The sequence below is a fragment of the Parasphingorhabdus sp. genome (assembly GCF_965233695.1).
In the GTDB taxonomy this organism is placed as follows: domain Bacteria; phylum Pseudomonadota; class Alphaproteobacteria; order Sphingomonadales; family Sphingomonadaceae; genus Parasphingorhabdus.
In genome coordinates this window covers 2,505,065-2,528,958 of record NZ_OZ247497.1, presented here as the reverse complement: position 1 = coordinate 2,528,958, position 23,894 = coordinate 2,505,065, and the positions used below count along the sequence as shown (strand labels likewise).

Below are 23,894 nucleotides of genomic sequence, written 5' to 3'. Positions count from 1 at the left end.
CAATTAGGAGAGAAAAATTTGTCAGCTGAAGCAATAGATCCACTGGAAAAGTGGACACCGCCTGCTGGATGGCCCGTACGATCACGCAAAGATGTGGACGCATTATTATGCGCGCCGGGGCAGCCGTTTGAAATGGAAATGGTCGATATCGATGGCGTATCGACCCGTGTCTGGAAAAATGCTCTGCCCACGCTCGCGGCGATGGCGGAACATGCGCGCGGTCATGGCGACAGCGAATTTCTGATATTTGCCGACGAGCGTGTCACCTATGCCAACTGGTATCGCGCCGTGGCGGCTCTGGCGGTGGAGCTTCAGAATATCGGTGTATCGAAGGGCGACCGGGTTTCGCTCGCCATGCGCAATTTGCCGGAATGGCCGGTGATCTTCTTCGCAGCGGCCTCTATCGGCGCGATCGTCGTGCCGCTCAACGCGTGGTGGACGGATCAGGAGCTGGTTTTTGGCCTCGCAAATTCCGGCACCAGCGTGTTGTTATGTGATGCCGAGCGATGGGACCGGATTTCTCCGCACAGGGCGGACTTGCCTGACTTGCACCATGTCATTGTGGCGCGCAGTTCAGGCGCCTTGGCAGAACCCGCCCGCGCGCTGGAAGATAGTATCGGGAAGCCCAATGATTATGGGAGCCTTCCCGATCAGGACTTGCCGGCGGTCGAGCTGGCGCCTGATGATCCGGCGACGATTTTTTACACCAGCGGCACGACCGGCCAGCCCAAGGGCGCGCTGGGGTCCCATCGCAATCTGACCACCAATGCCATTTCGGTCGGTTATTCAGGCGCTGCGGCAGCCTTGCGCCGGGGCCATGAGGTTCCGGAACCGACCGTTCGGGTTGGCCTTACCGTTGTACCGATGTTCCACTGTACCGCTTGCTCCGCGATCATGATGCCGACCGTTCAAGGGGGGCATAAGATGGTCTTCCTGCACAAGTGGGATACCGTCAAGGCGATGGAGATTATCGAACGGGAAAAGGTCAATGCCACCGGCGGTGTGCCGTTTATTGCCTGGCAGTTGATCGAACATCCCGAGCGGGATCAATATGATCTGAGTTCCATCGATGCGATCAGCTATGGTGGCGCGCCTTCTGCGCCCGAATTGGCCCGCAAAATCTACGAAGTCTTTGGCGCGCTTCCCGGCAATGGCTGGGGCATGACCGAAACCATGGCGACGGTGACATCGCATAGCGCCGAGGATTATCTCAATCGCCCGACAAGCTGCGGCCCGCCCGTCGCCGCAGCCGACCTGAAAGTCATGAGCGAGGATGGCGCCCACGAAATGCCGATCGGCGAAGTGGGCGAGCTTTGGGCACGCGGCCCGATGGTGGTGAAGGGCTATTGGAACCGGCCAGACGCAACCGCCGAAACCTTCGTCGATGGCTGGGTCCGCACCGGCGATCTGGCGCGACTGGATGACGAGGGTTTTTGCTATGTTGTCGACCGCGCCAAAGACATGATCATCCGCGGCGGGGAGAATATCTATTCGTCCGAGGTTGAGAATGTCCTCTATGATCATCCCGCGGTAATGGATGCCGCTCTTGTCGGTATTGAGCACAAGACCCTGGGTGAAGAACCGGCGGCAATTGTGCATCTGGTTCAGGGGCAAACGGCCACGGAAGCGGAATTGCAGGAGTGGGTACGGGCCCGTCTCGCAAATTTCAAAGTGCCGGTCAAAGTCCTGTTCAGTGCCGACAGCCTGCCGCGTAATGCCAATGGCAAGATACTGAAACGCGATCTGAAATCGCTTTTCTAGCGTTTAGCTTTTTTGGGGCGTCAGTCGGATCAAGCCTTCCTGAACAGCTGACGCCACCAGCTTGCCATCCTGCGTATAGAGGGCGCCGCGATTGAGGCCGCGCGTGTGGCCGGTCCAATCGCTGTCCATCACATAGCAGATCCATTGATCCATTCTAAAGTCATCATGGAACCACATCGCATGATCAAGACTGGTCGAAAATAGACCCGGCGTGGTCCAGTGCAGGCCATGAGGTATCATTGACGTGGAGAGCAATCCCATGTCGGACGCAAAGGCCAAAGTGGCGCGATGGATCAACGGATCATCCGGCAGTGGGGCTACGGTCTTGAACCATTGATACTGGCGCGCGTCCGGGCTTTTGCCTTCGGGGCGAAAGCTGCGCACATCAAAGGGTCGCGGCATGCTCATCCGTTCGATATGCTTGTCCGATACCTGCGGGTTACGGGCAATTTGCTCCATCGCGCTCATGCACTGGTCGGGCGGCATGACATCCGGCATGGATATCTGATGTTGCAGCCCGTCAGCCGCTTTTTGGAAAGAGGCCGTCAGGTTGAAAATAACCTTGTCATTCTGCCGAACGACGACCCTGCGATTGGAAATGCTGCGGCCGTCAAAGTCGCGATGCACCCGAAAATGCAGCGGCTTTGTTTCATCTCCCGCGCGCAGAAAATAGGAATGGAGCGAGTGAATATTCTTCTCGGCATCGACCGTACGATCCGCTGCGACAATGGCTTGCGCAATCACCTGACCACCAAAAATCCGCTCCCGCGCCGATGAATTGAGCGCCGGAAAGACAAATTCGTCTTCACCGTCTGCCGCAAGATTAAAGGTGCGGAGCAATCCGGCTATCAGCTTCTCCGCAGACACGGAGGCGCGATTGGCCAAAGCTTCCGAAAGCCGGCGTTCGACTTGTTCGTCCGTTAGTTGATCCAAAACTGCTTCTATTCCTTAAATATGCGTATTGTCTCGAAAGTTCAGGGGTAGATTTCGAACAGGCCTGCTCCGCCCTGCCCGCCACCGATACACATGGTGACGACGCCCCATTTGGCGCCACGACGGCGGCCTTCCTGCAACAAATGCCCGGCACAGCGCGCCCCGGTCATGCCAAAGGGGTGGCCAATCGAAATCGAGCCGCCGTTGACGTTATATTTTTCCGGATCAATGCCCAGACGATCGCGGCTGTACAGGCACTGGCTCGCAAAGGCTTCGTTGAGTTCCCAGATATCGATATCATCGACGGTCAGGCCTTGCCGTTCGAGCAGCTTCGGCACGGCAAAGACCGGACCAATGCCCATTTCATCCGGTTCACATCCGGCGACGGCCCAGGACACAAAACGGCCCAGCGGTTCCAGCCCGCGTCGTTCGGCCTCTTTGGCTTCCATCAATAGAACCGCAGCGGCACCATCGGACAACTGACTGGCATTGCCGGCAGTGATATATTTGCCTTCGCCCATGACCGGCTGCAATTTCGCAAGACCTTCCAGGGTCGTGGTCGGGCGATTGCACTCGTCGCGATCAACGGTGTAGTCGACAATGCTCTCTTCCTTGGTTTCCTTGTCGACGACTTTCATCTTCGTCTGCATCGGTACGATCTCATCGGCGAAAAGCCCGGCTTCCTGAGCCTTGGCCATACGCTGCTGCGATTGCAGGGAATATTCGTCCTGATATTCGCGGCTGACATTATAACGCTCCGCCACGATATCCGCGGTATCGATCATGGGCATGAAGATATCGGGTGCAATTTTCAGAATTTCGTTATCGATGCTGCCTTCCGGCGCGCGCTGTCCTTGCATTGAAATGCTTTCCACGCCGCCTGCTACAACGCAATCCGCGCCATCGCCGCGAATATGGTTGGCCGCCATGGCGATGGCCTGCATGCCCGACGAACAGAAACGGTTGATCGTGGCACCAGCGGTGGACTTGGGCAGCCCAGCGAGAAGCGCGGCATTACGACCGATATTGGGCGCAGCGTGGGCGACATTGCCCATCAGGCTGTCGTCGACAAAATCACTCTCGACGCCCGATTTGGCAACGGCGTGCTTGATGGCGTGTGCTGCCATCGTCATCGGCGGTGTGATGTTAAACCCACCCCGTCCGGCTTTAGCGAGCCCGGTACGGGCATAAGATACGACGACTGCTTCACGCATGTTGGAACCTCCCTATATCGATCAAATACGGACCATCTGGAGAACCGTATTTTGACTGTGATGGCCTAAGTCTATTTGAAACCTTGTCAAGATGCTTGGGAATATCCGCCGGGCCTTAATGGGGAAATTGGTTTGGGAGAGAGCCGATACACTAAGCGACGCTATCAACGATCCTCCGGGCGGCGCATATTGTCACGATTATAAAGTGGATCATCGGGTTTGCGCGTGCCGAGGATATTGCCCGATCCTTCGAGAAACCGGTCAGCAGCCGGATCATCGCGGGACCAGTCGACCACTTCGCTCCGATAGGCAAATTTCCAGATGCCATCGCGCTTTTCATAGCGGTCGAGATAGCGACCGTTGATCATGACATCGCGTGCCTCGCCAGAGTCATCGACGACCCGGTGAAAGGCATAGAAATAAACCTCTCCGAACGCCTCGTCACCGAGAATTTCGACATTATTCTGACCGATCATATGATGGTTCGCGAGATGGCTGGATAGTGCGTCCATGCAGAAATCTGCAAACCCGTCCGCTCCTCCGGTGTAAATGCCGTAATCCAGATAGGCGTCGTCCCAAAATTGTGCCCGCAACAGATCGCGGTCGAGACGATCCAGCCCGCGCATGTATCGGCCGGGCAATTCCATGATGGCCAGCTTATCCAGCGCGTGGTCAATTTCCGTTTGTCTGTCCATATTTGCCAATCATCCTGTCCCGAGCTATTATTGCCAATCACCGTAAACCTGTAAGTTGCCGTGTAAATTGGCGGTTTGGCTAGCCACCAACCTACAAAAAAGGCCGGAATGGACTGCTCCACTCCGGCCATGTTTGATCAACGGGAGATGCTGATCAGAACTTGAATGCAGCCTCGACGAACACTTGACGGCCCCGGTTTTGTGTGACCACCCGGTCGTCACCGCCACCGGTCGCGCGACCAAGGGCATTGCCGGCATCCAAGAATGGCCGATCGCCAACGGTATTGGCCCAGATTTCGTCGGTCAGATTGACACCGATAAGCGACAATTTCCATTTGCCGTCCTGATCACCAATCGACACAGACGCGTCCAGCGAAACATAGTCATCCTGCACAAAATCAGCGAAATTGTTGTTTCCGGCGAAATAGGAACCGCTGTAGGCGGCATTACCGCTCAGGCCGAATTCCAGAGTATCACCAACGGGGATGAGCCAGTCAACCGCGATATTGCCCGACCATTTTGGTGCACGCGCGGCGCGGCGACCATCAATGTCGATATCATCGGCAGTCCCGCCCACGCCGTCAGGTCCGGCATCTGCCAGGAACGTATCGGTGAATTTGGCATCGGTGTAACCCAGCGTCCCCGAAAGGTTCAGCCCCTCAAGCGGCGTGCTCCATGACCAGTCAATGTCGAAACCTTGAGTGGTCAACTCACCGGCGTTGACGGTCAGAAAGCGCGTGTTGGCGCCATCAAAATTCTGAACCTGCAAATCATCGAACACGAAATAATAGAGCGACGTATTCACGCGGAAAGCGCCGCCGCCCAGCAAGGCCTTCATCCCGACCTCGCCGCCTTTGGCGGTTTCGGAATCATAAATGATCGAATCCAGCGCCGCTTCACGAGCCGCCACCGGATCAGGGAACAGAGCCGGGAACTGCTCGGCAAATCCCGGAACAACCAGCTGAACCGAAGAGGTTGGCAGGATGCTGTTATCAATACCGCCCGATTTGAATCCGGTCTTGTAAGACGCGTAGAAATTGAGATCAGGTGTCGCCTGATATTTCAAGGTGATTTCCGGGGAAATATTGCTGTCCGAAAATTTGATTGGCCCGGTGTTAAAGCCTTCGGGAACAACCAGACCCAGTCCGCCAACGATCGGGTTCAGGAATGTCAGCGCGTTGTGAACGAACGGGAAATTTGATCTGTGGGTCTTCTGTTCATCGGTCCAACGCACGCCGCCAGACAGTTCCAGTTGATCCGTGATATCCAGAGTACCGCTGGCGAAGAAAGATAGCGCCTCGCTTTTGGTTGTCCGCTGCGCAACCCAGTCATAGGTAATTCCGCGGGAATCAGGGAACAGGAACGTGCCAAGAAACGCGTTTTGGGAGGTTTCCAGCGGCTGCTTCCGGCTTTCCCAGAAACCGCCCACGACAAAGTTGAACATCCCGTCGAAATCACTGGCTAGGCGAATTTCCTGCGTGAATTGCTCCAGCGCATCGGAAAAAGGAGCCGGAGCGCCGCCCGGCAGGCCATCGGTTCGAATACCGACATAGCTGAAATGATCCAGATGCTCGTTATCGAGATCGAGATAGCCGGTCACTGTTGACAATGTCAGCGTGTCGGAAAGCTCCAGATCCATCGCGAGGCGGGCAAAGAATGTTTCCGTCTCGTTATAAGATTGCCCGACATAGCGATCCGCGCCTGTCGTTCCGGGCGCAATCACCAGCAGATCAGGATTGCCGTCCGGGTGCGGATAAAGGCCGTCCTGAATGTCGCAGCTGCTGTTTGATTCAAAGAAGGTTCCGGTCAGCGCGAAAAACACCGGATCGGCGACGCCATTGGCACCACAATCAATGTCGGAATGCCCAAGCAAACTGTCGCCTTCGTTGCGGTTATAGTTCAACTTCAGGTTCGCCGAGAAATTGTCGGTCGGATCCCATTGCAGGGTCACGCGGCCGACAATATTTTCCAATCCCTTGCCCGAATTTGCAAAGACCGAAGGCGTACCAGCCTCCAGTTCCACATATTTCTCGATATTCTGATATTGGCCGGCGACCCTGATACCCAGCGTATCGTTAAGCGGTCCCGAGATATAGCCACCGATGGTGGTGCCATTTTCCTCAAATTCCTGAGAGACTTTGACGCCCGCCTCCCAATTGGGCGTGGGGTTAGCCGATCGAACCGAGAAAACGCCCGCCGTCGCGCTCTTGCCAAAGAACAGGGATTGCGGGCCTTTGAGAATATCTATCTGCTCCACGTCAAAAAATGACGCTTGTACCAGACGCATCGTGCTCACCTGTACGCCATCAAAATCAAAGGCGACGGCAGAGTCAAACGCGGCGGAAATATTGGTCGTTCCGACCCCGCGCAAACTGATCTGTCCTCCGGCACCGGATCCACCGACCTGGACGTTTAGTGCAGGGACGCGGCTTACAACATCGGCGACTTCGTTGATCTGATATCTGTCGAGCGTATCCCCGCCAATTGCAGTCACCGTTACCGGCACCTCTTGCAATGACTCGGTCTGCTTACGCGCTGTTACGGTAATGATCACATTGTCTTCTTCTTCCGCTGCTTCCTGTGCGAAGGCCGGATTTGCGAAGCCTGAAACAGTGAATGTGGCAACCGTTGCCATCAAAACTGCCTTGACAGATTTGGCGGTCAAGCGGGATTCGTAACGTTGTGCGCGCATGTTCATAGCTCTCTCCCATTTACGTCCGTCACATTGGTAACGGACAATCCTCGTTGCCGGTGTGTCCCAGCATTGTTGTAGCGAGAGACTGACGCGCACTGGCTGTTGACTCAACTGGCCAAAAGGTCAGGAAATTTACGGTTGAAGTAATTTAGTTACGTTCAAATCAACCAATTCATCATTATATTTTACAAAAATCGCCAAATACGATGGTACAGCAAAATACCGGATGTGTAGCGCTGGCCAAATCAAGGACGAAATGAGTCAGCGGCCGGCCGAAATACTGGCCATTCAACCATGACTATTGCCCAGATAACCGAGCTGCGTGGCCTTGAATACGGTTTGGGTGCGATTGACCGCCTCCAGCTTTTCGCCAGCCCGGCTGATATGGTAGCGCACGGTCGACCGGCAGACCGAAATAATCTCGCCTATCTCTTCATCGGTCTTGCCTACCGACGCCCAGCGGATGCATTCCGCTTCCCGCTTCGACAAACCGCAGTCCGACGGGATATGTTTTGATTTTCGCGACAGGGATACATAGCCGCATATAATCCTTCGCGTGAGCGCGCCTAACAGATGGCCAAATTTCGCAAAGCTTTCCGGAAAGCTTTCGGCTTGGGGGTTTATGGCAGGAAAACTGTTGGCGGACACCTGGCCAAAGGGCAAATGTACCGGCACGACGATCAGCGCGTTATATCGCCCTTTCAACGCGGCAAAATAGTTTTGCAGGTCGATATCATCCAGAAAACTGTTGGGCGGATGGACATGAAAGCCGCTCGCATCACACCAAAAGGGCTCGCTTTCATATCGGCAGGCCCGCGGAATAGGACTGTGCAATGCATATTGCGGATCTTTCCACCAAAGTTCCGAATGCTTTACCCAGCCGAAAACGTCTGCATTCACGCAATTGCCTTCTGCATCCTCCATCGTCTTGCCGGATGAGATATCGGCGCAGAGAGCCACTCTGAACCCTCTTCGTTGCGCTATGTCATGAAGGTTACAAGCAGCCCGGCGAATATCTTTCGGCTCGCGAATGGAAACGCTTTCCAGCAGTTCTTCCAGATGAGGTTCGGTCTCGTCTGTTTGGGCCTCCACCAACATATGCGCCATGTAATATTCCTCTCCCGAAGACATGCGATCATACTGAAAATTGCGGTGCTTTTTTAAATCACATGACAAACATAAGCCGTTTTACTGCCCAAAAACACAACTCTCAATAATGGCTATGTTGCAGGCCTGCGGGGCAAATTGGTTGTAGTAAAGTGCGATTTCCGGCATAATCCTATCAAGTTTCCACAGGAGGGAATGTCATGAACATGAGCGGGCAAGCGCAAATCGCACCGGCGATGGTCGCGAGCGATCTTACCATGAGCGATCTTCGCGACGCGTTGGCGGCGGGTTGGAATGATTTCAGAGCCTATCCGCTATTCGGCCTGTTTTTCGGCGCAATCTATGTGGCTGCCGGTATGTTTCTCTATTTCGCACTTTTCGAGCGTGGCGAGATCGCATGGCTGGTTCCGGCGGCGGCGGGCTTTCCGTTGCTGGCGCCATTTGTCGCCGTCGGACTTTATGAAGTCAGCCGTCGGCGGGAAGCCGGCATGCCAATGAGTTGGCGCGCGGTGCTCGGCGCATTGCGCGGGCGCGGCGATGAGCAGATTTTGAGCATGGGCGTCATATTGTTTGTCGCTTTCGCATTCTGGTTGATGGTCGCCCATGGCATTTTTGCAGTTTTCATGGCGGAATCCGGCATCGGATCAGAATCACTCGCATTGTTTCGCACGACCGCTGGTATCATGATGCTGCTGGTCGGCACTGTCGTGGGCGGACTTATGGCACTGGCCTTTTATGCGATTACGGTCGTCAGCCTGCCGATGCTGGTCGATCGCCAGGTCGACTTCATTACTGCCATCATTGTGAGCCTTGCCACGGTGCGATCGAACAAGTTCATATTGCTGGTCTGGGCTTTCATTATCGCGATCGCGTTATTTGTGGCCATGCTGCCCTTGTTCCTCGGGCTCCTCATTGTCCTGCCCGTTCTCGGCCACGCGACATGGCATCTCTATCGCCGCGCCGTGGGCCTTCCCGGAGCATAGGGCACCGACGCGGTCAGGACGTGCCGGATAATCTGGCCGCCACACAAGCGGCGGCCAAACATTCAAAACGACGGACGATTAATCCGGATAACCGGGTTCCCCGCGACAATCATCGTCAAGCTCGCCATCATCATTATAGCCGTCACAATCGTCATCTTTGTCGATGAAATAACCTGCCGCTGCACCAGCAGCAGCGCCAATGGCCGCGCCCTTTAAGGCATCACCTGTATCGCCGGTTACCGCACCGATAATCGCGCCGGTCGCCGCTCCGGCAGCCGCGCCTTCACCAGCATAGTTTCCCGCGCAGGCCGAGAGGGATAATGCCGAGACTGCGGTGACAGAAAGGATTGATAGTTTCTTTGCAAATAGTCGCATGACCAAACTCCTGAGATTACTTGCCCCCATAGCACTGCTATAATGGCACAGATGGCAGTCCGGTTGCTGAACGAAGCCGGTTTTTCGGATGAATGGCGCGATGGTTGCGATGATCGTCGCAGCGGGGGTCCTATCAGGCAACTGCTCTTTCCTACACAGGTGGAAATATGATAATGTTTCGCCGCTCTTTCTCAGCCCTGAATATTGATAAATGCATCGCTTGAATCGCGCAGGAGAACCGGTGTGACTTGTGTGAACTTTGCATCGGGGCCTCCGATGCCGATGGAACAATGCCATATGACCAATGGGGTGTGATTTGTGTGAACTTTGCACCCACACATCGTGAATTCACCAGATCGATACCCTGTGTGATTTGTGTGAACTTTGGCCCGGAATACAAGAATGAAACGATGCAAAGGACTATGTCCACTTTGTCAACTTCGTAGCTATCAAATTGGAACTATGGGCAAATTGGAACTATGGGCGATTTGTTCCTGATTTTTATGAGCCACAATCCGTCTGACAAAGCTCGGCCTCTTCATCCTCCAGCTCAATCTGGATAGTGATGTGATGAATGGAAAAGCGCTTCTTCATATCCGCCTGAACATCCGCGAGAAATCCCTTGCCGGGATGGCCGCCGGGAATGACAAGATGAGCCGTCATTGCGGTTTCGCTGGTGCTCATTGGCCAGACATGCAGATCATGAACCGTCTCAACCCCCGGCAGTCCGGACAGCGCTTCAAAGACTTCCTCGACGTCAATATTGCGCGGTACGCCGGCCAGCGACATCCGGATGGCTTCGGTCAGCAAGCCCCAGGTGCTCCAGAAAATGAGCGCAACGATGAACAGGCTGATGAGCGGGTCGATCCAGTTCTTGCCGGTATAGAAAATCAGTATGCCGCCCAGAACCACTCCGGCGGAGACCGCGGCATCGGCCATCATGTGCAAAAAGGCGCCGCGAATATTTATATCTTCTTTCTGACCGCGCAGGAACAGCATGGCGGTGCCGAAGTTAATCACGATACCGACCGATGCCACAATGATGATTGTTGTCGATGCCACCTCGCTCGGCGCACTAAATCGCTCGATCGCCTCCCAGGCAATGGCACCGCAAGCCACCAGCAGAAAGAGTCCATTTAACAGCGCTGCCAAAATGGAAGATCCGCCCAGGCCATAAGTGAACTGTTTGCTGGGCGGCCGTTTTGAAAGCTCGGCCCCTGCCCATGCAACGGCCAGCCCGAGAACGTCTGACAAATTATGTCCGGCATCGGCGAGCAGCGCCATCGAGCCGGATAGCAGGCCAAAGGTAACTTCGACGATGATGTAGATGATATTGAGCGTGATACCGAAGGCGAAGGCACGACTGAAATTAGTCGGCATATGGCCGTGCGGGCCATGGCGATCGTGATGACTGTGAAAGAGATGACCGTGATGGCCATGATGTCCGTGGTGATCGTGACTATGATTGGACCCGTCGGACATCTGCGCTCCGATAAATTACTCAATGACTAGTTGTCACTAAATACACGGATTTATCAGAGCGGTCTATGATTATTATTCAATGTTTTCTGTATGTTATATCATTCATGCGACACTGGATCTTTAATCAGTCAACAATCAGGCCGATCGCAAGATAGATGATGATGGCAGAACCAAAGCCGAAAATTGTCGCAAGTACGAAGATTATCCGCAGCAAATTAGCGTCCATGCCGCTCCAATTTGCAAGGCCGGAACATACGCCCATCAGCTTGCCATTGGCTTTGTCGAGTTTCAGTTTGTTTTTCACTGGGCTGTTTTTCCTTTTGTTAGATGAAATCGGTTCCGGCCAGCTGGTTGGCGTAGAACGGGTGGTCTTTTTCTCGTTTGCCATCAGATCACCATCGAACCAGCAGCGTTCATTGCAGGAGCAACGCTTGCGCTGACAAAAATTGCGGCGGAGAACAGAGCGGCGAAAGAAGCGAGAAATTTGTTTTTAAGTTCGTAGGTCATGATATTTCCTTTCAGGGGATTGGGTTGGGATTAGATTACAAGAGAACCGGCATTGTTGATCGCTGGTCCAACGCTGGCACCGACAAATACGGCGGCAGAGACAAGAGCGGCGAAAGCGGCGGCGATATTGTTTGAGACATTCGTGAACATTTTGATTTCCTTTTCTTTTAAAACTGGGCTTCGTTGTTGTGTTTCCGAAGATGTCTCATACATTGCACAGGCCGTGCCAGTTTTTGATTATTGTTATTATTCAGATATTTAGTCAATTTTTTGGCCAATTGTCAAATTGCGTAAAACTGATAGTTAGCGCTTTTCACTAACTTTTAGCATTTAATGAATGATAGATGAACAACATTGGCAAGCGCGGCGAATTTTCTTCTCATCCCTCTGGGGGAAGGCTAGAGTTTAAAGCCTGTTATGACGATCTCTCAGCTCACCCTGCAAAATTTCCGGAACTATCGGCAGCTGCGGCTGGAGGCCGCGCCAGGGTTTGTCGTGCTGAGCGGCGATAATGGTGCTGGGAAGACCAACATCCTGGAGGCGGTATCGCTTTTATCTCCGGGGCGCGGGCTAAGGCGGGCAGCCCTGAAAGACATGGCCCATGAAGACAGCATCGGTGATTTCGCTGTTGCTGCGCAGCTGGACGATATCCAACTTGGGACCGGGACAAGCCCGGAACATCCCGAACGCCGCAAAACACGGATAAATGGCGCGGCGGTACCGACAAATGACCTGGCCCAATGGCTTTCGATATTATGGCTCACGCCAGCGATGGACCGGTTATTCATGGAAGGCGCATCGGGACGGCGTAATTTTCTGGATCGCCTCGTCACGGCGCTGGAGCCGGAACATGCCAGAAACTGCGCCCGTTATGATGCCGCACGGCGGGAGCGGAACCGGCTATTGGCGGATGAATATATGCCGGACAGCGAATGGCTGGACGCGCTTGACGGGCAGCTGGCCGGATTTGGCAGCGCCGTTGCCGAAGCGCGCTTTCGCATTACCGAGGGATTGAATAGCGCTCTGGCGATGACCGACGACGGTTTGTTCGCGGCGGCAAAACTATATCTGGATGACAAGGATCTCCGCAGCGAATCAGCATTGCATCAAGCACTTGCAAAAGGTCGCCAGGCGGACCGCCGCGCTGGCCGGACGTTGACGGGACCGCACCGTGCCGACCTTAGCGTGGTTCATGCAGGCAAGAAACAACCGGCAGAAAAATGCTCCACCGGTGAACAGAAAGCGCTGCTATTTTCGATCATATTGGCACATGCCGATCTTATCGCTGAACAGCGGGGAAATCGCCCGATTCTCTTGCTCGATGAGGTCGCTGCCCATCTCGATCCCGTCCGAAGGGCCGCGCTGTTCGAAAAGCTGTCGAGTAAAGGTGGTCAGGTCTGGTTGACCGGAACGGAAGCGGCCCTGTTCGTCGATATACCGGATGACGCGCTCCATTTCTGCGTCGCTAATGGAACCGTTAGAAAGCGTTAACCATAAGCTTTAGCAGTCAATTCGGGCCTTTCTACTAAGCGCCTTGTTATGCAGAAGCGTCAATCTCGTGGTTTCATGCCAGCTCTGAAGAGGCTGGGACAGTCAGTCGTTCCAATATTGCTGGTGCTGCAGGCGATAGCTTTCCCCGCGATATCGAGAGCAGCGGAACCGGCGGCCTCGCAATGTTTGCAATCCGCCGCAGAAGACATCGACGTTGGAGCAAGTCGCGGATAGCGAGCAATCGACAGATTTGCGGAGCCGAGATTCCCAGCTGACTGATTTGATTGGGGAATTGCTGGACAGAATGGGCAGCTGAAGTCAACATAGCGACCAGCGCCCTTCGCGCCGGAGCCTATTGCGATGAATGACAACCCTCCGATCTGTCTGGTTATCCTGGCCGGCGGCCAATCCCGCCGAATGGGTAAGGACAAAGCTGCAATCTCCCTTGACGGTGAGCGGCTTGTTGATCGCGCTGTTACTAAATATCGCCCCCTTGTCGATCGAATATGGCTCTCGGCGGCCAGCGATTTTGATACGGGCATCGATATTATCAGCGACGATCCCGATGCTCCCGGTGGACCTGTGGGAGCAATTTTCACCATCGCCGCCCATTTACCAATACTTTGTCCCGAAGCGGTCGGGTTTATCACCATTCCGGTAGACGCTCCGTTCGCACCCGATAACCTCGTCCAGCGCTTGGGAACAGTGGCCGGATGTGCGGTGGCGCAAGGACCGGAACGCCTGCATCCTGTATTTGGCTATTGGCGCTGCGACATTCTCAACAGCGTGCGCGGCACCCATGAAATCGGTGAGCAATCGCCCTCGTTGCATTGGCTGGCGCGGCAATGCGATGCGCAGCTCGTCAGCTGGCCGGATGAAGAGATGTTCATGAATATCAACACGCCAGACGATCTTGCCAAGGCTGAAGCCCAAAGATCGCGCTCAAAATAAAAAGCCGGCGCATGAGGGGGTGCGCCGGCTCCTAGTCATCGCCAAAGGCGAAATATTTCCGTTCGGCTTACTTCAAACGGCGCAATTCCTTTTTGGTCAGTGTCGTCATCAACTTGCCATCGGTGTTGGACAGGGTTTCAGCCTGAATGCGGCGAACCTTACCCTTATAGATCACCAGTACGTCACCGTCTTCAGCAACGCGGCTGATTTTGGCGACACTGGAGCCGTTAGCATCGTACAGGCGATCATTGCGCTGTACGTCTGCCGCGAAAGCAGAGGGGGTCGTCAGGGATAGAGCTGTTGCGGCGAGGATAATCGAAGCAAATTTGTTCATGATAAGTCTCCATTCAGGTGTGGGGAGGTTGCGGGATCAGTATGCTTACATAAAAGTAAGTTGCAATGTGAAATGCTGCACCTGCGAGTTGCATTTTTGCAATTGACTTGCGTTTGTGGCAATTCTCCGTCGCCGGTAATATTGTTGCGCAATCATATGTTGTTATGCCATCCTCCCCTGACACGTCACCACATCGGGGAAATTTATGAAACGCTTTGCCATCTTATTCGCGCTTACCACGATGCCATCTGTTGTTCATGCCGAGGACGCACAAGAGATCAAAGTCCTGCAAGATATAGATGCACGTTATAACAACACAGCTGGTGTAGCACGGCAGATATGGGACTGGGCTGAAGTTGGATACCAGGAGGAAAAAGCCAGCGCCCTGTTGCAGCAGCAGTTGAGAGCGCAAGGATTTAACATAGACACAGGTGTTGCCGAAATCCCCACAGCCTTTGTCGCGGAATATGGCAAGGGCGGCCCGGTGATCGCCATATTGGCAGAATATGACGCCCTGCCCGGCATAAATCAGGATGCTGTCGCAACGCGGTCCCCCATTGCCGGCAAGAGTGCGGCCCATGCCTGTGGCCATAACTTGTTTGGCGCCGGGTCGCTCGAGGCCGCTATTGCGGTAAAGAAATGGCTGGAAGCAACGGGCACGCCCGGTCGTGTCCGCCTTTATGGTACGCCGGCCGAAGAAGGCGGTAGCGGCAAGGTCTATATGGTACGCGCAGGGCTATTCGACGATGTTGATTTTGCCTTGCACTGGCATGCCGGTGATGAAAACTCCGCTGCAGCCAGAACCACATTGGCCAACCGCTCTGCCAAATTTCGGTTCCGCGGCGTATCTGCCCACGCGGCTGGTGCTCCGGAAAAAGCCCGCTCCGCTCTTGACGGAGTAGAAGCGTTCAACCTCATGATCAACATGATGCGTGAACATGTGCCGCAGGATTCACGTATTCACTATGTAATTACCGACGGCGGCACCGCGCCCAATGTCGTTCCGGATTTTGCCGAAGTCTTTTACTATGTCCGCCATCCCGATCCCGACGGTGTCGACGCCATCTGGAAGCGCCTCGAAGATGCCGCGCGCGGCGCAGCGCTCGGTACCGGCACCAAGGTGGATTGGGAAGTAATCCACGGAAACAATCCGCTGCTGGTCAACGAACCGCTGGCCAAGATGATGGACGCAAAACTGCGTCAGGTCGGTGGGATCAGCTACTCTCCGGAAGAGCAGAAATTTGCCGAGACTATCTATGCCAGCTTTGACAACCCCGAACTGGAGCTGGGTAGCCAGGCAGAGATCCAGCCCTATGAAGTTACGCTGGGCTATGGCTCGACCGATGTCGGTGATGTGTCTTATGCGACGCCCACCGTCGGCCTGCGCACCGCAACATGGGTACCTGGCACCTCTGCCCATAGCTGGCAGTCATCGGCGGCCAGCGGCATGTCGATCGGCTTCAAGGGCACGCAAGCTGCTGCCAAGACACTGACCCTTGCCGCGATTGAACTCTATACCAATCCGGAATTGCGCGCAGAGGCCAAGGCCGAATTCGACAAGGCGCGAGGGCCGGATTATGTCTACAAGTCGTTACTCGGCGATCGCGAGCCGCCGCTCGATTATCGCAAATAGCCAAAGTGATTCGTTCAGCTTTCTGGCTCCCAACATAAAGATTATACAGCTTCGACACAGAATCGATAAAAAATCGCACGGATTTTACGGGTCAAAATGCGATGTGCCATGGATTTTGGTTGCAATAGGGCAATCTGACCATTGCACAGGTGCCAAGATGTAGGAAAGCATTTTCCAATTCAGCTCTAATCGAAATCACATTTACTGAAACCTTATGATCGAAGCGGGTTGCTCAGCTTTTCAGAAACCGTTTGGCTGAACCTGGCCGCGCCATCGGCAACAAAAAACAAAGACTGGGTCGCGCTTGTCAAATTGACCGTGTGAGATAGGCTGGCTTTATAGTTCCGCTACGACGCTGACCAGAGAGGGATCCAGTTCAATCGACACCAACATGCCCGCTTTCAACCTACGCGAGGTCGGCACTCTGGCTTGCCAGCATTCTCCGGATAGCGCCTGCACTTTGACCGTAGCGGTGGCGCCGAGAGGATGGACTTCCGCGACTGAAAACCGGCCATCCGGTTTGGCATCATCCAGCATCACACCTTCAGGCCGGATCAATAAACTGGCCTCACCGCCATCATCTATCTGGTCCGCGTTCACCGTTCCGAACGGACTTTCGAGGACACCATTGGCAACACGACCTGCCCAAATATTGACTTCGCCCAGCAACTGGGCCGCCGAAAGTGATTGCGGTTTGAGATATACATCTGACGGTGTGCCTGACTGAATGATCGCGCCATCGACCATCAAGGCAAGCTCATCCGCCATATACAGTGCTTCTTCAGCATCATGTGTCACGACCAGCACAGCAGCGCCTGACCTTTTCAGTTCGCGCACAGCCATATCACGCAGTTCGGAACGCAGGTGGGCATCCAATCCGGAAAATGCTTCATCGAGCAGAACGATTTCCGGCTCGGGCGCAAGCGCACGCGCCAAGGCAACCCGCTGCTGCTCGCCCCCCGATAATGTGTGTGGATAGGCATCCGCCCTGTCATCCATCTGCACCGCAGCCAATCGATCCATTGCTATTTCGCGGCGGGATGCGGCCGGACCGGAACGCAATCCGAACATGACATTGCCCAGTGCAGTCAGATGCGGAAACAGCGCAAAGTCCTGAAAAACCAGACCAACACTGCGCTTTTCAGGCGGAACGATGACCTGGCCGTTGGTTAGCAGTTGCCCTGATCCGGCGATTTCACCGGAATCCAGATCTTCAAGGCCAGCCATGACCCGCAGCAAAGTTGATTTCCCTGCTCCCGAGGGGCCGAGAATGGCAGTGATGCATCCTCGCTTGAGATCGATATCGACGGTATCAAGTACCCGCCGTCCGCGATGCGATTTCACCAGACCGCGGCCGGTCATCATGGTATCGGTCATGCCCCTGCACTTTCCGTTTGGCCGCGCGACACGAGCCAGCTGACGATCATCATGATTGGCAATCCGATTGCGACAAGCATTAGGGACGGCAGCGCCGCTTGGGATAGCCGCTCGTCAGAAGCATAATGATGTGCGCTGACGGCCAGCGTTTCGAAATCCAGCGGACGCAAGATCATGGTGGCGGGAAGTTCTTTCATCACTTCCACAAACACCAACAACGCGGCTGTGGCAATACCGCTGAACGCCAGTGGCAAATGAATACGGCCAATAACCGCCCATGGGCTGGCACCAAGCGACCGTGCAGCCTGATCCATTGATGGCGTGATGCGGCCAAGCGCAGTCTCACACGGACTGATGGCGGCGGCTGCAAAGCGGGCCTGATAGGCAAACAGCAGGGCAACTAGTCCACCGCCCGCTATCAACGGCGCTGCCGACCCTGATATTGTGGTCAGCAGGGTCTGCGATGCAGAGATCAGTGCGATTACACCGAGCGCGGCAACGGCACCGGGAACGGCATAGCCCGTATGGGCCGCGCGGACCGCCGCGTTCGCAAACCAGCCTCCGGTGCGGGCGGCATATGCTGCGCCCATGCCCAGAATGGCGGCAACCAGCGCTGATAAAGAAGCAACCTTTATCGTGCCCCAAAAGGCTTCGAGCGGAGAGCGAACGGGCTGCGTTTCCACAGCGAGTGAAACGAGATGAGCGCCGGGCGCGATCAGACCAAAAAATACCGGTATGGCGCAGAGCAGGATCGTAATCAGCGTAGCAGAGCGTGACAACTGGACCCGGTGTTGTGGTTTGTTCCGGCCGCCGGCTTCCGCGACCCGGGCACCGCGCCGCGCCAGCCGCTCTCCACCGAAAATGAGCAAGGTTACCAACAACAGAATAAGAGCCAGTCGCGCTGCAGCTTGCGGATCGCCGAAAGAAATCCAGGACCGGAGAATACCCACCGTGAATGTTGGCGTACCCAGAAAATCGACGGTGCCATAGTCGGCCAGCGTTTCCATGGCCACCAGCGCTGTCCCGGCCATTATCGCGGGTCGTGCGAGCGGCAGGGAGACGGTGAAGAATGCCTGCAACGGGCTCGCGCCTAGGGTTCGCGCTGCTTCAAAACTGTTGGTACCGCTGCTTTCAAAAGCCTGCCGCGCGAGAAGAAAAACATAGGGATAAAAGGATATCGAGAAAACAAAGCCAGCTCCCAAAAGACCACTAACAGTGGGGATGGCACCAGCCGTGGCATCATAAACAGGACCTCCAACAGCGGTCATCGATAACCAGGCATAGGCCGAAACATAGCTGGGCATGGCGAGGGATAACGGCAATGCGACCAGCAATATCCGCCTACCCGGAAAATCAAAGCGCGAGGTCATCCAGGCGGTAGGCACGCCCAGCAAAAGGGTTCCAAATAGAGTAATGACCAATAAAGCGGCCGAGTTGCTGACATAATCGGCAAGCTGGGTATCCCACAAATGGCCCATGTGACTGCCACCGCCAGTTAGCCCTAGTGGGATCAGGGCCACGACCGGCAAGGTGCAGATAAGGGCCGCGATCACGCCTAAGGGCGTCGGGCTGATCCCGCGCCAAATTCGCTGCGTATATTGCCCCATATTAACCGAAATCGGGAATCAGGGCCAACCGGCGCGATCAAACAGCCGTTGAGCCTCCGCCTGATTTTCACCCAGTTTTGAAAGCGCTATCGGATCTTCTTTAAACTCACCCAGTTTTTCCAGCGCGGCATTTTCATATTTGATTGTCGGTACGACTGGATATTCGTTCGTCAGTTCAGCGAAAAAACGCTGCGGCTGTTCGGTCATCGCAAATTCGATAAACTGCCGCGCGAGTTCCGGGTTAGGCGCATTTTTGGCAACGCCAGCCCCCGAAAGGTTGACGTGAACACCGGCATCGGCGTTCGGCCAGTAAACCGCCAGGTTCTCGACTAAGCCTTTGTCTTTTTCATCGTTCATCAGCCGAGCGAAATAATAGTGATTGACCAGCGCAATATCACATTCGCCAGCGGCAACCGCCTTGATCTGGTCTGTATCGCCGCCCAGAGGATCACGGGCAAAATTGCCAGCGACATTGGTCGCCCATTCCTGCGCCTTTTCTGTTCCCCACCGGTCGATCAATGCTGCCAGCAAAGAAATATTGTAGATATTGCCGGATGACCGCGCACATACCTTACCCTTGAAAGCGGGATCGGCGAGCGATTCATATCCGGTCAGCTTGGCTTCATCGACCCGGTCAGGGGCATAAACCAGCACGCGAGCGCGTTTAGCTAGGCCAAACCAGAGACCATCAGGATGCCGCATGCCGGCCGGGACAGCTTCATTCAGCTTAGCGGAATCGAGAGGCGCGAAAAGCCCTTCCTGTTCAGCCCGCCAGAGACGTCCGGCATCGACTGTCACGATAACATCGGCAGGGCTGCGTTTGCCATCGGCTTTCAAGCGCTCGACCAGAAGATCACCGTCGGCTTCAATCGTGCGGACATCAACGCCGGTCGCCTCTTCAAAAGCGTCATAAAGCGCATAATCCGAATCATAGTGGCGGGACGAAAATACAACCAACACTTTCCCTTCAGAGGCACCAGCACCGTCGGGCGCACCGCCGCTGCACGCGGACAGTCCCAGAATTGCTATGACGAGACCGAAGATACCAAAACGCATGAATTGCTCCTTGTTAGCTAGGATATGACGCATGAACTGGACCAACTACAATCCACAGCGCTGCCAGCCGCCATGTCATTAACAGAGTATAAGCCAGTTACTACGCAAAAATTTTCAACAGTACATATTTGGCCAGCCACGACCCAATATGGCAAAGGCCGGTATGGGTTTAGCGTGCCTGGCTATTCGTCGCCGTTCTCAAAGCGTCCGGCTTTGTTGCTCGGGCAATAAGGCTTCTGGCTTTGTCGGATGCCACTCCGGCATCCATTTCTCCGTCTGCAATTTTCGTTCCCATGCTGAGCAGTTCGCCGCTGATCACCGTACCTGTCTGCGCTTCCTCTTCCACGGTTACGCCGCGATGGGAGGCAAAGGCCTTGTCCCATGATGCCCGGACCTCTGCCCAATAGTCCTTGGTCTTTGCCCAATAATCATCGGCCGCTTTGACATTATAATCATCAAATTTGGTGTAGGTGTTCAGCACATATTCCTGAACAATCGGCGTCAGCTTGCCATCGATCATGCCCATTTTTGTATTGTCCTGAAAATGGATCCAGCCATTCGGCATCGGGGAGTGCCGGTTGATCGCATAATAGCGATCGTAAACCGGATCACGTACCGCATCGCGCCGGGCGAGCGGACGCCAAGTCCAGTTGGAGCTCCAACGCCGAATACCGGCTTCGGTTTCCCATGCACCGATCCCAGCATAGCGCGGGCTGTCATCCACCTGATATACCGTTTGAGACCATTGTCCCTTGCGTTGCTGAGCCGGAACAGGTTCAAGTGACCAGCGATGACGGTCGGAGTATACGAGAATATGCTGCGGTTCATATTCCCAATCCTGACGCCAATGCTTCACAATGAAGTCTTTGCCGTCGCCCATATCAACCACCAGCAAATGCTGGAGAATGATTTTGGTGCCTGTATCTTCAATTACGCGCACCACTTCATTACCGCCTGAAATCTTGCGCTCGCGAGGCTCATAGTCTTCCTGCCATGCGGTTGATTCCTGCATATCAAACCGCACTTTATAGTTCCCGGCCATCGCCAGAATATCTGCGCGGTCTTGTTCAAAGGCTGCGTTCTTTGTGGTTTCGGTTTGAATGGTTGCGGGTTGGCTCGCCCATAGCGGCGTTGGAGCCATCGCTACAGCCAGCAGGCCAGCATAATATCTCAGTTTCATCGTTGGTTCTCCTCGTCTTAATAGCATTAAAAGCTGGCGCTGATGGAAATGCTCGCATTCCGTCCGGGCTGGGTGAAAGCGTCGGTAATGCTGGATGATGCGCTCAATCCGCGAACGTCGCTCCACAGCGCATATTTCTTGTCAGTAATGTTGAATATGCCGGCCCGGATCGTAAAATTGTCTGTGATCCGGTAAAATGCGGTCGCATCGATAATTGCCGACTCATCGGGACGGAAACAGACCTCATTGCACACGCCAATGGTTTCGTTGGCTTCCTTGCGCGCATTGTAAGAGATAATCATCTCGCCGCCGAACCGATTGCCGGGATCGCGATATCCCACGCCCAGAATCGCATTGAGCGGATCAATCGTCGATAAAGATATATCGGTCGTGTCGGGCGCTTCCACCGTTCCGTCCGCAAAGGCGATGGCAAACCGTGCGCGAAAACCATTTTCGGCTTCATAAGAAGCGCGGGCCTCAATCCCATATACATCGACACTGTTCAGATTGATAAACTGGAATACCGCCGGATCGGCAGGCGTGAAGGAACCCCCGATTACTTCCTGACTGATAAAGTCGTCATAGTTTGCCGAGAAGACTGTGAGGCCGAGATCAATTCCGTCTGCATTATACCGGATTCCGGCCTCAAAGCTTTCGCTCGTTTCCGGGTCCAGATCAGGATTTGGTGCCGATGTGTAGCCAAAGGCTAGATTCTCGAAGAAATTATTGACCTGACTGGGCGTAGGTGCACGAAAGCCGCGGGCATAATTGCCGAACATGCGGACATTACCACCCAATTTCCAGACCGCGCCGACTTTCGGCGAGATTTTTGATCCATCTTGTCCGGTTGGAACAAAACCCGGCAGCAGGGGGTCTTCTTCAGGATTGAGGTCGTAGAAGTCGAAGCGCAGAGCCGGGTAGAGCGTGAAGATGCCGTCGGCAAATTCCATTGCATTACCGATGAAAAAACCGCCCAGCGAAAAATCGGTTACAGGGAAAGCGCGGGACGGGAAAAATTCACCGGTTGGCGGAACCAAACCATCGCGCAGGCCGTCTTGCCGAGTAATGCTATAGTCACCGCCATAGGTGATATTGTGCCTGATTGGCCCGGTAGTGAAGCTTGACCGGAAGTCAGCAGCGACGCCATAGACGCGATTGTTGAATGTATTTAGGCGCTCGCGATCTGGCCGCGGCGTTGCTCCGGTTGCAATCCGCCCCTCGCTCGCGAACTGAACATCCTCGCCATCCTGCCAATAGGCAGCGACATGCGCGTAATCAATCAATCCGACACCATCTTCTTCAGTTTCATAAGTCCAGTCAATCGACGCACGCACCCGTTCAGTGCTGTCTTCGGCGGTCAAGCTATCGACGATCCAGCTCGGCGGTCCTGGAAACAGAAAAACCGGTCCTAATCCGGACAGCACATTGGACGAAACTTCCCGTTTCAGATATTCGCCGGTCAATCGGACACGGTGGCCACCGTTGTTCCAGACCAGCTTGCCCAGAAACGCGTCGGACTGGCCGTCTTGTGGATTTGGCGTCGTCCGTTCGGAACCTTCGACGTCATTTGTGCCCTGATTATCGAGTTCCTTGAAATCACGGCGTGAGTAAGCCAGCATGGCGGAAAAATCACCCGTCTGCCCGGCAATGGCGATTGTCTCGGAAAATTCTTCATCCGCGGAACTATATTGTGCCCGCGCAAAACCACCGACAGCATTACCGCCTGCAATAAAATCAACGGGGTCAGATGTCGTAAAACTGACAACACCGGACAGCCCATCGCTGCCGTAGAGCGCCGAGGCTGGACCGCGGAGGATCTCCACCGATTTGATAAGACCGACATCTGTTGCGTTGCCGCGGCCGACATCCTGCGCACCAAAACTAAATCCTTGTGGCGAGCGAATGCCGTCTACCTGGATGAGCACGCGGTTGCCGCCGATGCCTCGAATGTTGAAATCCTCATTCCCTGCCCTGCCCGTGGAGCCCAAAGCCGCGCCAAAACGCGCCGGTGCACGGCGTACGGAAATACCCGGTTCGAAACGGACAATGTCGCGAACGTCAGTTGCCAGTTCATCTGCGAGCCGCTCTGCATCAATGACCGTTACCGTTGCGGGCGCGTCCTCAATAGCAACAGGTGCGCGGGTTGCAGTGACGGTTATGCCTTCATTCGCATCGAACCCATCGTCAACATCATCCGCTGCATAAACCGCTTGAGAAAAGCATAGCGCAATCGTGCTGCACGCGAAGATAGGCCGCTTGCGGCATGAAAGCTGTTTCATAAGTTCACCTGGGTATTATTGATAATGATTATGATTCGCATTATCTTATAATGTTAAGGCTGAAAGGCTGTCAAACGGAAATAGAACAGGGCGTCACTTCCTGGTGATCGACATTGAAATTTCAGGATATTCCAAGGAAAAACCTGGCCTCAAGGTTTTAGGCCCGATGAAACAAAGCTGCGATGGCAGCTGCCTTGGAAATTTTGGGCAAGGAGTTTTTCCGTACGCTACGGA

The 23,894-nt window shown here is 54.7% G+C and carries 19 protein-coding genes; 5 read left to right on the top strand and 14 right to left on the bottom strand.

Going from position 1 to position 23,894, the window contains the following annotated elements; all coding sequences use genetic code 11:
* The first annotated feature begins 18 nt into the window (after positions 1-18).
* Complete coding sequence (locus tag ACO6S1_RS12010; protein WP_422342933.1) at positions 19-1,761, top strand: class I adenylate-forming enzyme family protein; 1,743 nt, start codon at positions 19-21, stop codon at positions 1,759-1,761.
* Between the two features lie 3 nt (positions 1,762-1,764).
* Here ACO6S1_RS12010 and ACO6S1_RS12005 read toward each other — a convergent pair whose 3' ends face one another.
* The 5 genes from ACO6S1_RS12005 to ACO6S1_RS11985 all read right to left on the bottom strand — a co-directional run bounded on the left by ACO6S1_RS12005 (position 1,765) and on the right by ACO6S1_RS11985 (position 8,405).
* Complete coding sequence (locus ACO6S1_RS12005) at positions 1,765-2,694, bottom strand: acyl-CoA thioesterase (RefSeq protein ID WP_422342932.1); 930 nt, start codon at positions 2,692-2,694, stop codon at positions 1,765-1,767.
* Positions 2,695-2,735: 41 nt separating this feature from the next.
* Entirely contained in the window at positions 2,736-3,908 is a 1,173-nt protein-coding gene (locus tag ACO6S1_RS12000) for a thiolase family protein (protein ID WP_207987585.1), read from the bottom strand.
* 164 nt (positions 3,909-4,072) lie between these two features.
* Positions 4,073-4,603: a nuclear transport factor 2 family protein gene (locus tag ACO6S1_RS11995; RefSeq protein WP_422342931.1), complete on the bottom strand. Its 531-nt coding sequence runs from the start codon at positions 4,601-4,603 to the stop codon at positions 4,073-4,075.
* 154 nt (positions 4,604-4,757) lie between these two features.
* Positions 4,758-7,301, bottom strand: a complete 2,544-nt coding sequence (locus tag ACO6S1_RS11990; RefSeq protein WP_422342930.1) for a TonB-dependent receptor — start codon at positions 7,299-7,301, stop codon at positions 4,758-4,760.
* Between the two features lie 285 nt (positions 7,302-7,586).
* Positions 7,587-8,405 carry a helix-turn-helix transcriptional regulator gene (locus ACO6S1_RS11985; protein ID WP_422342929.1) on the bottom strand — a complete coding sequence of 273 codons (819 nt, stop codon included), beginning with the start codon at positions 8,403-8,405 and terminating at the stop codon, positions 7,587-7,589.
* A gap of 200 nt (positions 8,406-8,605) precedes the next feature.
* On the opposite strand from ACO6S1_RS11985, the gene ACO6S1_RS11980 reads away from it, so the two are divergent.
* Positions 8,606-9,388 (top strand): DUF2189 domain-containing protein, encoded by a 783-nt coding sequence (locus ACO6S1_RS11980; RefSeq protein WP_422342928.1) that lies wholly within the window; start codon positions 8,606-8,608, stop codon positions 9,386-9,388.
* A 78-nt stretch (positions 9,389-9,466) separates the two neighbouring features.
* Here ACO6S1_RS11980 and ACO6S1_RS11975 read toward each other — a convergent pair whose 3' ends face one another.
* From ACO6S1_RS11975 to ACO6S1_RS11965, 3 genes are all read right to left on the bottom strand, one after another.
* On the bottom strand, positions 9,467-9,763 hold the full coding sequence (locus ACO6S1_RS11975; RefSeq protein ID WP_422342927.1) for a YMGG-like glycine zipper-containing protein: 297 nt from the start codon (positions 9,761-9,763) through the stop codon (positions 9,467-9,469).
* A gap of 501 nt (positions 9,764-10,264) precedes the next feature.
* Positions 10,265-11,245: a cation diffusion facilitator family transporter gene (locus ACO6S1_RS11970; RefSeq protein WP_422342926.1), complete on the bottom strand. Its 981-nt coding sequence runs from the start codon at positions 11,243-11,245 to the stop codon at positions 10,265-10,267.
* A 124-nt stretch (positions 11,246-11,369) separates the two neighbouring features.
* Positions 11,370-11,549, bottom strand: a complete 180-nt coding sequence (locus ACO6S1_RS11965; protein WP_089132939.1) for a PspC domain-containing protein — start codon at positions 11,547-11,549, stop codon at positions 11,370-11,372.
* A gap of 620 nt (positions 11,550-12,169) precedes the next feature.
* On the opposite strand from ACO6S1_RS11965, the gene recF reads away from it, so the two are divergent.
* Both recF and mobA read left to right on the top strand, forming a co-directional pair.
* Positions 12,170-13,243, top strand: a complete 1,074-nt coding sequence (recF, locus tag ACO6S1_RS11960) for a DNA replication/repair protein RecF (protein ID WP_422342925.1) — start codon at positions 12,170-12,172, stop codon at positions 13,241-13,243.
* Between the two features lie 360 nt (positions 13,244-13,603).
* Positions 13,604-14,194: a molybdenum cofactor guanylyltransferase gene (gene mobA / locus ACO6S1_RS11955; RefSeq protein ID WP_422342924.1), complete on the top strand. Its 591-nt coding sequence runs from the start codon at positions 13,604-13,606 to the stop codon at positions 14,192-14,194.
* 67 nt (positions 14,195-14,261) lie between these two features.
* Here mobA and ACO6S1_RS11950 read toward each other — a convergent pair whose 3' ends face one another.
* Entirely contained in the window at positions 14,262-14,528 is a 267-nt protein-coding gene (locus tag ACO6S1_RS11950) for a hypothetical protein (protein ID WP_422342923.1), read from the bottom strand.
* Positions 14,529-14,733: 205 nt separating this feature from the next.
* On the opposite strand from ACO6S1_RS11950, the gene ACO6S1_RS11945 reads away from it, so the two are divergent.
* Positions 14,734-16,161 carry an amidohydrolase gene (locus ACO6S1_RS11945; RefSeq protein WP_422342922.1) on the top strand — a complete coding sequence of 476 codons (1,428 nt, stop codon included), beginning with the start codon at positions 14,734-14,736 and terminating at the stop codon, positions 16,159-16,161.
* 336 nt (positions 16,162-16,497) lie between these two features.
* Here the strand turns inward: ACO6S1_RS11945 and ACO6S1_RS11940 are convergent, their stop codons facing one another.
* From ACO6S1_RS11940 to ACO6S1_RS11920, 5 genes are all read right to left on the bottom strand, one after another.
* Entirely contained in the window at positions 16,498-17,538 is a 1,041-nt protein-coding gene (locus ACO6S1_RS11940) for an ABC transporter ATP-binding protein (protein WP_422342921.1), read from the bottom strand.
* Positions 17,535-19,145: an ABC transporter permease gene (locus tag ACO6S1_RS11935; RefSeq protein WP_422342920.1), complete on the bottom strand. Its 1,611-nt coding sequence runs from the start codon at positions 19,143-19,145 to the stop codon at positions 17,535-17,537. Before ACO6S1_RS11935 ends, ACO6S1_RS11940 begins: the two co-directional genes overlap by 4 nt.
* An 18-nt stretch (positions 19,146-19,163) precedes the next feature.
* A complete protein-coding gene (locus ACO6S1_RS11930) occupies positions 19,164-20,201 on the bottom strand; it encodes an extracellular solute-binding protein (protein ID WP_422342919.1) in 1,038 nt (345 codons plus the stop codon).
* Positions 20,202-20,370: 169 nt separating this feature from the next.
* Positions 20,371-21,381 (bottom strand): DUF6607 family protein, encoded by a 1,011-nt coding sequence (locus ACO6S1_RS11925; protein WP_422342918.1) that lies wholly within the window; start codon positions 21,379-21,381, stop codon positions 20,371-20,373.
* A 26-nt stretch (positions 21,382-21,407) separates the two neighbouring features.
* Positions 21,408-23,660: a TonB-dependent hemoglobin/transferrin/lactoferrin family receptor gene (locus ACO6S1_RS11920; RefSeq protein ID WP_422342917.1), complete on the bottom strand. Its 2,253-nt coding sequence runs from the start codon at positions 23,658-23,660 to the stop codon at positions 21,408-21,410.
* Positions 23,661-23,894 lie beyond the last annotated feature (234 nt).